Origin of the sequence: Cereibacter johrii (assembly GCF_001720585.1) — a bacterium.
In the GTDB taxonomy this organism is placed as follows: Bacteria; Pseudomonadota; Alphaproteobacteria; order Rhodobacterales; family Rhodobacteraceae; genus Cereibacter_A; species Cereibacter_A johrii.
Window position 1 is genome coordinate 1 of record NZ_MABH01000098.1, and the last position, 6,444, is coordinate 6,444.

Below are 6,444 nucleotides of genomic sequence, written 5' to 3' on the forward strand. Positions count from 1 at the left end.
GACCCGGCGACGCGCCGGGCAGAGGGCGGCGCGGCGTCCCGTTTCCGGGCGGCGGCGGGGCCTTAGCCTCTTGCGGCCGTGCCGCGGCAGCCCGGGGCCGGACAGACGAATGCCGCCCGGAGCCGGGCGGCATCGGACGGTCGGCGCGGTCAGGCGCGCTGGGCGCAGTCCGGGCTGAAGGTGCCGTCCGCGATCTGGTTCAGCCGAAAGGCCGCCTGGGTGCGGTTGGTCGCCTTCAGCTTGCGCATGATGTTGCGGATATGAACCTTCACCGTGCTCTCGCAGAGGTTCAGCTCGTGCGCGATCGTCTTGTTGGCCGCGCCCTGCAGCAGCGCACGGGCCACGTCGAGCTGGCGGTCGGTGAAGAACCGGCTCAGCCCGCGGTCCTCGCCGCCCGGAACCACCATCGCATGGCGCAGCGCCATGATGCTCTTCCGCGGAACGAGCACGCTGCGCGGGCAGGAGAAGCGGATCGCCGCCACCAGTTCCTCGAGGCCGACGCTCGAGGGAATGTAGCTGGCCGCGCCACAGTCGATGGCTTCGAAGAGCGAGGCCGCGTCGTCATGCTCGCCGAGCACCACCACGCGCCGCGGCGCGACCCGGGCGATGAAGCCCAGAAGGTAGCTCCGCATCTCGTCGTCGTCGATGCGCGCCGATCCGAGGCTGAAGAGCAGGACCTCGTCGGTCTCGCGGCCCGGTGCATCGGCACGCCAGGCGGCCTCGTTGCCATATCCCCGGAAGAGGGCGCCGGGGATGAGGTTCCTCAGGGACGTCGCGAGGCATTCCCGCTCGAACCCGCGGTCGGAAATGATGCTGACGCAGGGGTCGCGCGGGGAGGAAGGCGCGGGCAGGGGGCCGCCGTGAGACAGGTCGCTGTCGTGATTTCGTTCAAGGGCTTGTATACCGTCCAAAGCAATTTCCTCCAATTCGTCTGAATAAGCTGGCTGATCCTAATGATAATTATGCAGGCGAGAGTATTAAGTCGTGTAATGCGGTCGAGGGCGGAAGAAGCGTTGGTTCCAAAAGGAGCACTGGATGACACAAAGTTGGCGGGCTACTATCCTAATGGCTTAGGCCTCTCAACTCGCACGATGATTCCCTCACGGCTTCATCAGATATTAACAATTCTTTAATGTCGACCCTACAGGACGACCTAGTTCCTTTGGGTTTAAACGCACCCATATGTCGAAAATACAACTGCTAGTCGAACTGGGGTGGTGGGATCCTCCGGCGAGCGAGCGATTAAGCAAGAAGTTTGTGCGAAGGACCCGATGACCAAACCCATTCTCGTGCCCATCGGCCTCTCCGGCAATCTCGTCGAGCTCTTCGAGTCGCTCGAGGCGGCCCATGAGATCCCCGCGATCCTCGACGACGATCCTCGGCGCGCCGGGACGCGCTTCGAGGGGGTGCCGGTGCTGCCTCTGGCGCGTGCGGCCAGGTTCGGAGAGGCCCGGTTTCTCTGCCTGATCGGATCCGAGCGCAGCTTCCGCGTCCGCGGCCGGATCATCGCGGATCTCGGTCTGCCGCGCGAGCGGTTCGCGCGCGTGGCCCATCCGTCCGCGCGGGTGTCGCGCATGGCCGACATCGGCTGCGGAACGGCGATTTACCACGGCGTCACCGTCACCTCCAACGCCCGGATCGGCGACCATGTGCTGGTGATGCCCCATGCGATCCTGCACCATGACGTGACGATCGGCGCGCATTCGCTGGTGGGGGCAGGGGTCATCGTGGCCGGGGGCGCCCGGATCGGGGCCGACTGCTACATCGGCAGCGGCGCGGCGATCCGCAACGGCATCACCATCGGAGACGGGGCGCTGGTCGGAATGGGCGCGGTGGTGGTGCGGGACGTGGCTCCCGGCGCGGTCGTGGCCGGCAACCCGGCCCGCCCGTTGCCGCGGCGCCCGGCCGGGTAGCCGCCCCCGGCCTCTCTGCCGGCCGCTACCAGAAGTCCCTTCGCATGTAGCCCATCAGCGCGCCGAGCCAGCTTGCCGGCGGCAGGTCCAGCACCGCGAGCCCGCAGACGAGGAGGACCGCCGCCGTGGCGGCCAGCACCTCGCGCCGGTGGCTGACCGAATGAGCCGCCGCGTTCCAGACGAGGTTGCGCACCACGGAGGCGTGCAGCAGCAGATGCCAGAGCACGACCGCGACGAAGAGGACCGAGCCGGTCAGATGCAGCACCTCCCAGCCGGTCCTGTCGAGGCCCCAGAGGCGCCAGCTCAGGTCGCGTGCGATCCGGCCGCTGGGGGCCGCGACGAGGACGAGGCCCGAGAGGAGCATCAGCGCGGACGAAAGGCCGATGGCGAAGACGGCGGCGGCGCGGAACGAAAAGGGCCGGGCGGGCGCCGGAGACTGGATGGACATGGCGGTTCCTCCGTTCGGGAGCCCCAGCTTGACCGAGGGCCGCCGCCCGCGCGATGCGCCGCGTCAATCGGATCGGGATGGCGGTGACACAGGACGGGGCTACCGCGGACCGGGACACGGCCCTCGGAGCGGACCCACCCTTGCAGCCGGCGCATGTCTGCCATGTCGGGGCTTGCCCCGGCAGAATTCGCCCCATATCGATAGCAAGCTAACTAATTATCATGCTTCCTATGCCCCAACACAGCGCCACCCTCGAAACCCTCCTCCGTGTCATCCGCGAATTGCGGCGTGGCTACGATCGCAGTGCCGCGGATGTGGGGCTGACCCTGTCTCGGGCGCGCGTGCTCACGACGCTCGCGGGCATGGAGGGTGCCACGCAGGCCGAGCTGGCCCATGCGCTCGGGATCGAGCCGCCGACGCTGAAGCGGCAGGTCGAGGCGTTGGAGCGGGATGGCTTCCTCGAGCGCCGGGCCATCGAGGGAGACGCGCGCAAGCGCGCCCTGTTCCTGAGCGAAAAGGCCCATTCGGCGGCCATCACCCGCTTCGTCCGTGCCGTCCGCACCGAGCTGTTCGAGGGCGTGGACGAGGCCGACCTGCCCCGGGTCCATGCGGCCCTTGAACGGATCGCCGCCAATGCGGCGCGGCTGAACCGCTCATGACCGCCGCCCCTGCGCCTTCCGCCGCGGCGAGCGCGCCGCCCGCGCCGCCGCTTCCGCTGCGGCAGGGCTGGCCGTATTTCGCGGCCGCCGTGATCGTGGGCCTCTCGCAGGGGCTGGGGCAGGGGTTCGTGTCCGCCAACATTCCGCAGTTCGCGGGCGACCTCGGCGTGACCACCACCCAGGCGAGCTGGCTCATGGCGGCCTACATGATCCCGCGCGCCTCGCTGCCCTTGATGCTGGTCAAGATCCGCACCCAGTTCGGCCTGCGCCGCTTCGCCGAGGTGGGGATCGTCCTCTATGCGCTGGTGGCCTTCGCGAGCCTCTGGATCTCGGACCTGCGCTCGGCCGTCGTCGTCCAGTTCCTCTCGGGCGTGGCGTCGGCTCCGCTCTCGACGCTGGGCTTTCTCTACATGCTCGAGCCGCTCAGCCCGCAGAACAAGATGCGCATCGGCATTCCGATGGTGATGGCGGTGCTGATGGGCGCGCCGAACCTCGCGCGGGTGATCTCGCCGGCGCTGATCGGCGACGGCGGGCTCTGGAGCGTGCATCTGACCCCCCTCGGCCTCGCGCTCGTCTCGATCGCGCTGGTCTACCTCCTGCCGCTGCGTCCGGTGCCGCACCAGAAGGTGATCGAGCGGATGGACTTCCTGTCCTTCGGGCTGATGGCCTTCGGGCTGGGCGGCCTGACCGTCGCCGTCATCATGGGGCCGATCCACTGGTGGACCGACGCGCCCTGGATCGGGGTTCTGATGGCGGCCTCGGTCGCCTCTCTCGCCGCGGCGCTGGTGGTCGAGTTGAACCGCAAGGCGCCGCTCGTCGATTTCCGCTGGCTGGCAAGCCCCGCGATGCTGCATCTCGCGATCACGCTCTTCCTCTTTCGCCTGATCCTGTCGGAGCAGAGCACCGGCGCGCCGCGGCTCTTTCAGGTGCTGGGGCTCGCGCCCTCGCAGCTGACCGGGCTTTTCGCGGTGATCCTCGGCGCAGGCATCCTCGGCGCGCTCGCCTGCGTGCCCTGGATCCGGGCGGACCGCGCGCCGCAGTTCCACTTCGTGGCGCTGGCGCTGATCGCGCTCGGGGCCTTCCTCGACTCCCATGCCACGGCCGCCACGCGGCCCGAGCAGATGATCGTGAGCCAGGCGTTGATCGGCTTTGCCGCGATCCTGTTCCTGCCGCCCTCGCTGATCCTCGGGCTGATGGCGGCGTTGCAGAAGGGGCCGAACTACATCCTCTCCTTCATCATCGTCTTCCTGACCACCCAGAGCTTCGGCGGGGTGGCCGGGTCGGGGATCTTCACCACCTTCATCAATCACCGGCAGGCGTTCCACCTCCAGACCCTGACCGAGCAGATGTCCGCCACCGATCCGCAGTTGGTCTCGGCGATCGCCCGCGGCGCGGCGGGGCTGGCGAGCCAGTCCACCGACGCAGGCGCGCTCCGCGCACAGGCTGTCTCGGGCCTTGCCCAGCAGGCCTCCACCGAGGCCTATGTGATGGCCTACAACGACGCCTATTTCCTGATCTGCCTCGTGGCGCTCGGGGCCATGGCGCTTCTGCTGCTGCATCTGCTCCGCGACCGCCTGGCCCTGTGGCTGGCGCGTCCCGCGCCTTCGGAGGCCGAAACTCCCGTGCAAGAGGCTGCGACATGAACCGTTCCCTGATGCTCCCCACTGCCATCGCCAGCCTCATCGGCCTCGCGGGCGTGCTTCTGCTGCTGTTCGCCTGGCACCTGCCGCCCTTCGCGCCGGCGATGCCCACGACCGAGAACGCCTATCTGCGCGGCAATGTGACGACCGTCGCGCCGCAGCTCTCGGGCTATCTGAGCGCGGTCGAGGTGACCGACTTCCAGACCGTCGAGGCGGGCGACGTGATCGCGCGCATCGACGACCGCATCTATCGCCAGAAGCTGGCCCAGGCCCAGGCCACGCTCGCCTCGGCCCGTGCTGCGCGCGAGGTGGCGACGCAGGGTGTCCATTCGGCCGAGGCCAATGTCACCTCCGGCGAGGCGGCGCTCGAGGCCGCCCGTTCCGCACTCGCCACCGCCATGGCCGACAGCGTCCGCACCGAGGAACTGCGCGCGCGGGGCGTGGCCTCCACCGCCACCGGCGAGCAGGTCCAGCTGGCGCTGCAGCGGGCCGAGGCCGAGGTCGCCCAGTCCGAGGCCCAGCTCGAGGTGCTGCGCGAGGAGGTGAATTCCGCCCGCGCCCAGATCGCCACGGCCGAGGCGCAGATTGCCACCGCCGAGGCGGCGGTGGAGCTCGCCCGCATCGATCTCGCGAACACGGTGATCCATGCGCCCGGGCCGGGCAAGCTCGGCCAGGTGGGCGCCCGCGTGGGCCAGTATGTCAGTGCCGGCACGGCGCTCGTCTCGCATGTGGGGCGTGACCGCTGGGTGATCGCGAACTTCAAGGAGACGAACCTGCATGGCCTCGCGCTGAACCAGCGGGTGGCCTTCAGCGTCGACGCCATGGGGGGGCGCCTCTTCACCGGGCGCGTGGCGGCCTTCTCGCCCGCGGCGGCGTCCGAGTTCAGCCTGATGGCGGGCACCAATGCGACGGGCAACTTCACGAAGATCGCCCAGCGGGTGCCGGTGCGCATCTCCATCGATCCGGGTCAGGAGGGGGGCGAGCATCTGGCGCCGGGCCTGTCGGTCGTGGTCTTGGTGGAGACGGACCCCGACCGGACCCTCTGACCGGGCTCCCCGGTGCGGCCCGCCGCACCGTCCGGGGTCGCGCGGAAGCGGGCCACTCGCTCCTGACCGCGAGCCCGAGTCGGCTGAGAGACCCCGGATCCGACTCGATTCGGCCCCGATTCCCGGAATCCGACTCAGCGGGATGCGGACGGTCGGCTGTTTCTGCGCCGTCTCGAGGGGGATCTCGAGCGGGCGGATTTTGCGAGGCTGGGTTGGGGATCTGCGCTGAATGCGCGGGCGATCTTTGCCTTCTGGGAGGAGCTGGAGCCGGGGATCTTCGAGGGAATCGCGGCCTGAAGCCCGAGCGGGGCAGGGGGCGGGAGGGCTGCGCGGCGCGTCTGGTGAAGTCCTTTCGGATCAGGGAGTTGCGAGGAATTTCCGCGGCGCTGTCATTTTTCCTCTTGCGGGTTTTTTTGCGGTTCCCTAGATAGCGCCTCACCGAAGCGGAACGGCGACGGTGACGGGGTTGAGAGGCGGCGGCGCTGCCTTGAGGGTCTCGGGACATCTGGAAGATGAGGCGGACGGGATCGCTGGTTGACTGGCGTCTCGGTTTGTTTTGTCTTCTGCGCTCTTTGACATTGATGATGATGAAGGGATATGCGGGCGGTTTGGTCGTTTCGACGGCGGACCGGATGCATATCGGCCTACTAGCTTCGGCGATGATGTAGGTGAAAGCTTCACTGTCTTGTGGGTCACGTTACTTCGGTAACTTGGCACATGGACAGAAAGACCTCGGGC

Annotated in this window: 6 protein-coding genes and 1 pseudogene; 5 read left to right on the forward strand and 2 right to left on the reverse strand. The window is 68.5% G+C overall.

The window, feature by feature from the left end; translation table 11 throughout:
- Positions 1–149: 149 nt before the first annotated feature.
- On the reverse strand, positions 150–911 hold the full coding sequence (locus A9O63_RS07515; protein WP_069331371.1) for a response regulator transcription factor: 762 nt from the start codon (positions 909–911) through the stop codon (positions 150–152).
- A 360-nt stretch (positions 912–1,271) separates the two neighbouring features.
- Between A9O63_RS07515 and A9O63_RS07520 the strand changes: the two genes are divergently transcribed.
- Positions 1,272–1,913, forward strand: coding sequence for an acetyltransferase (locus A9O63_RS07520; RefSeq protein WP_069331372.1), 642 nt, complete (start codon positions 1,272–1,274; stop codon positions 1,911–1,913).
- 25 nt (positions 1,914–1,938) lie between these two features.
- Here the strand turns inward: A9O63_RS07520 and A9O63_RS07525 are convergent, their stop codons facing one another.
- Complete coding sequence (locus A9O63_RS07525; RefSeq protein WP_069331373.1) at positions 1,939–2,361, reverse strand: DUF4405 domain-containing protein; 423 nt, start codon at positions 2,359–2,361, stop codon at positions 1,939–1,941.
- Positions 2,362–2,591: 230 nt separating this feature from the next.
- Between A9O63_RS07525 and A9O63_RS07530 the strand changes: the two genes are divergently transcribed.
- The 4 genes and pseudogenes from A9O63_RS07530 to A9O63_RS23300 all read left to right on the forward strand — a co-directional run.
- Positions 2,592–3,020, forward strand: a complete 429-nt coding sequence (locus A9O63_RS07530) for a MarR family winged helix-turn-helix transcriptional regulator (protein ID WP_069331374.1) — start codon at positions 2,592–2,594, stop codon at positions 3,018–3,020.
- Positions 3,017–4,663, forward strand: a complete 1,647-nt coding sequence (locus tag A9O63_RS07535; RefSeq protein ID WP_069331375.1) for an MFS transporter — start codon at positions 3,017–3,019, stop codon at positions 4,661–4,663. Before A9O63_RS07530 ends, A9O63_RS07535 begins: the two co-directional genes overlap by 4 nt.
- Positions 4,660–5,706 carry an HlyD family secretion protein gene (locus tag A9O63_RS07540; RefSeq protein ID WP_069331376.1) on the forward strand — a complete coding sequence of 349 codons (1,047 nt, stop codon included), beginning with the start codon at positions 4,660–4,662 and terminating at the stop codon, positions 5,704–5,706. The genes A9O63_RS07535 and A9O63_RS07540 overlap by 4 nt, the downstream gene beginning before the upstream one ends.
- Positions 5,707–5,829: 123 nt before the next feature.
- Positions 5,830–6,003 (forward strand): annotated as a pseudogene (locus A9O63_RS23300) (replication initiation protein); the annotation flags it as partial.
- Between the last annotated feature and the right edge of the window lie 441 nt (positions 6,004–6,444).

Excerpts from the sequence above, each read along its gene's own strand:
- A9O63_RS07520 (WP_069331372.1), top strand. The coding sequence starts at position 1,272 with ATGACCAAACCCATTCTCGTGCCCATCGGCCTCTCCGGCAATCTCGTC.
- A9O63_RS07535 (WP_069331375.1), top strand. The coding sequence starts at position 3,017 with ATGACCGCCGCCCCTGCGCCTTCCGCCGCGGCGAGCGCGCCGCCCGCG.
- A9O63_RS07525 (WP_069331373.1), bottom strand. The coding sequence starts at position 2,361 with ATGTCCATCCAGTCTCCGGCGCCCGCCCGGCCCTTTTCGTTCCGCGCC.
- A9O63_RS07540 (WP_069331376.1), top strand. The coding sequence starts at position 4,660 with ATGAACCGTTCCCTGATGCTCCCCACTGCCATCGCCAGCCTCATCGGC.
- A9O63_RS07530 (WP_069331374.1), top strand. The coding sequence starts at position 2,592 with ATGCCCCAACACAGCGCCACCCTCGAAACCCTCCTCCGTGTCATCCGC.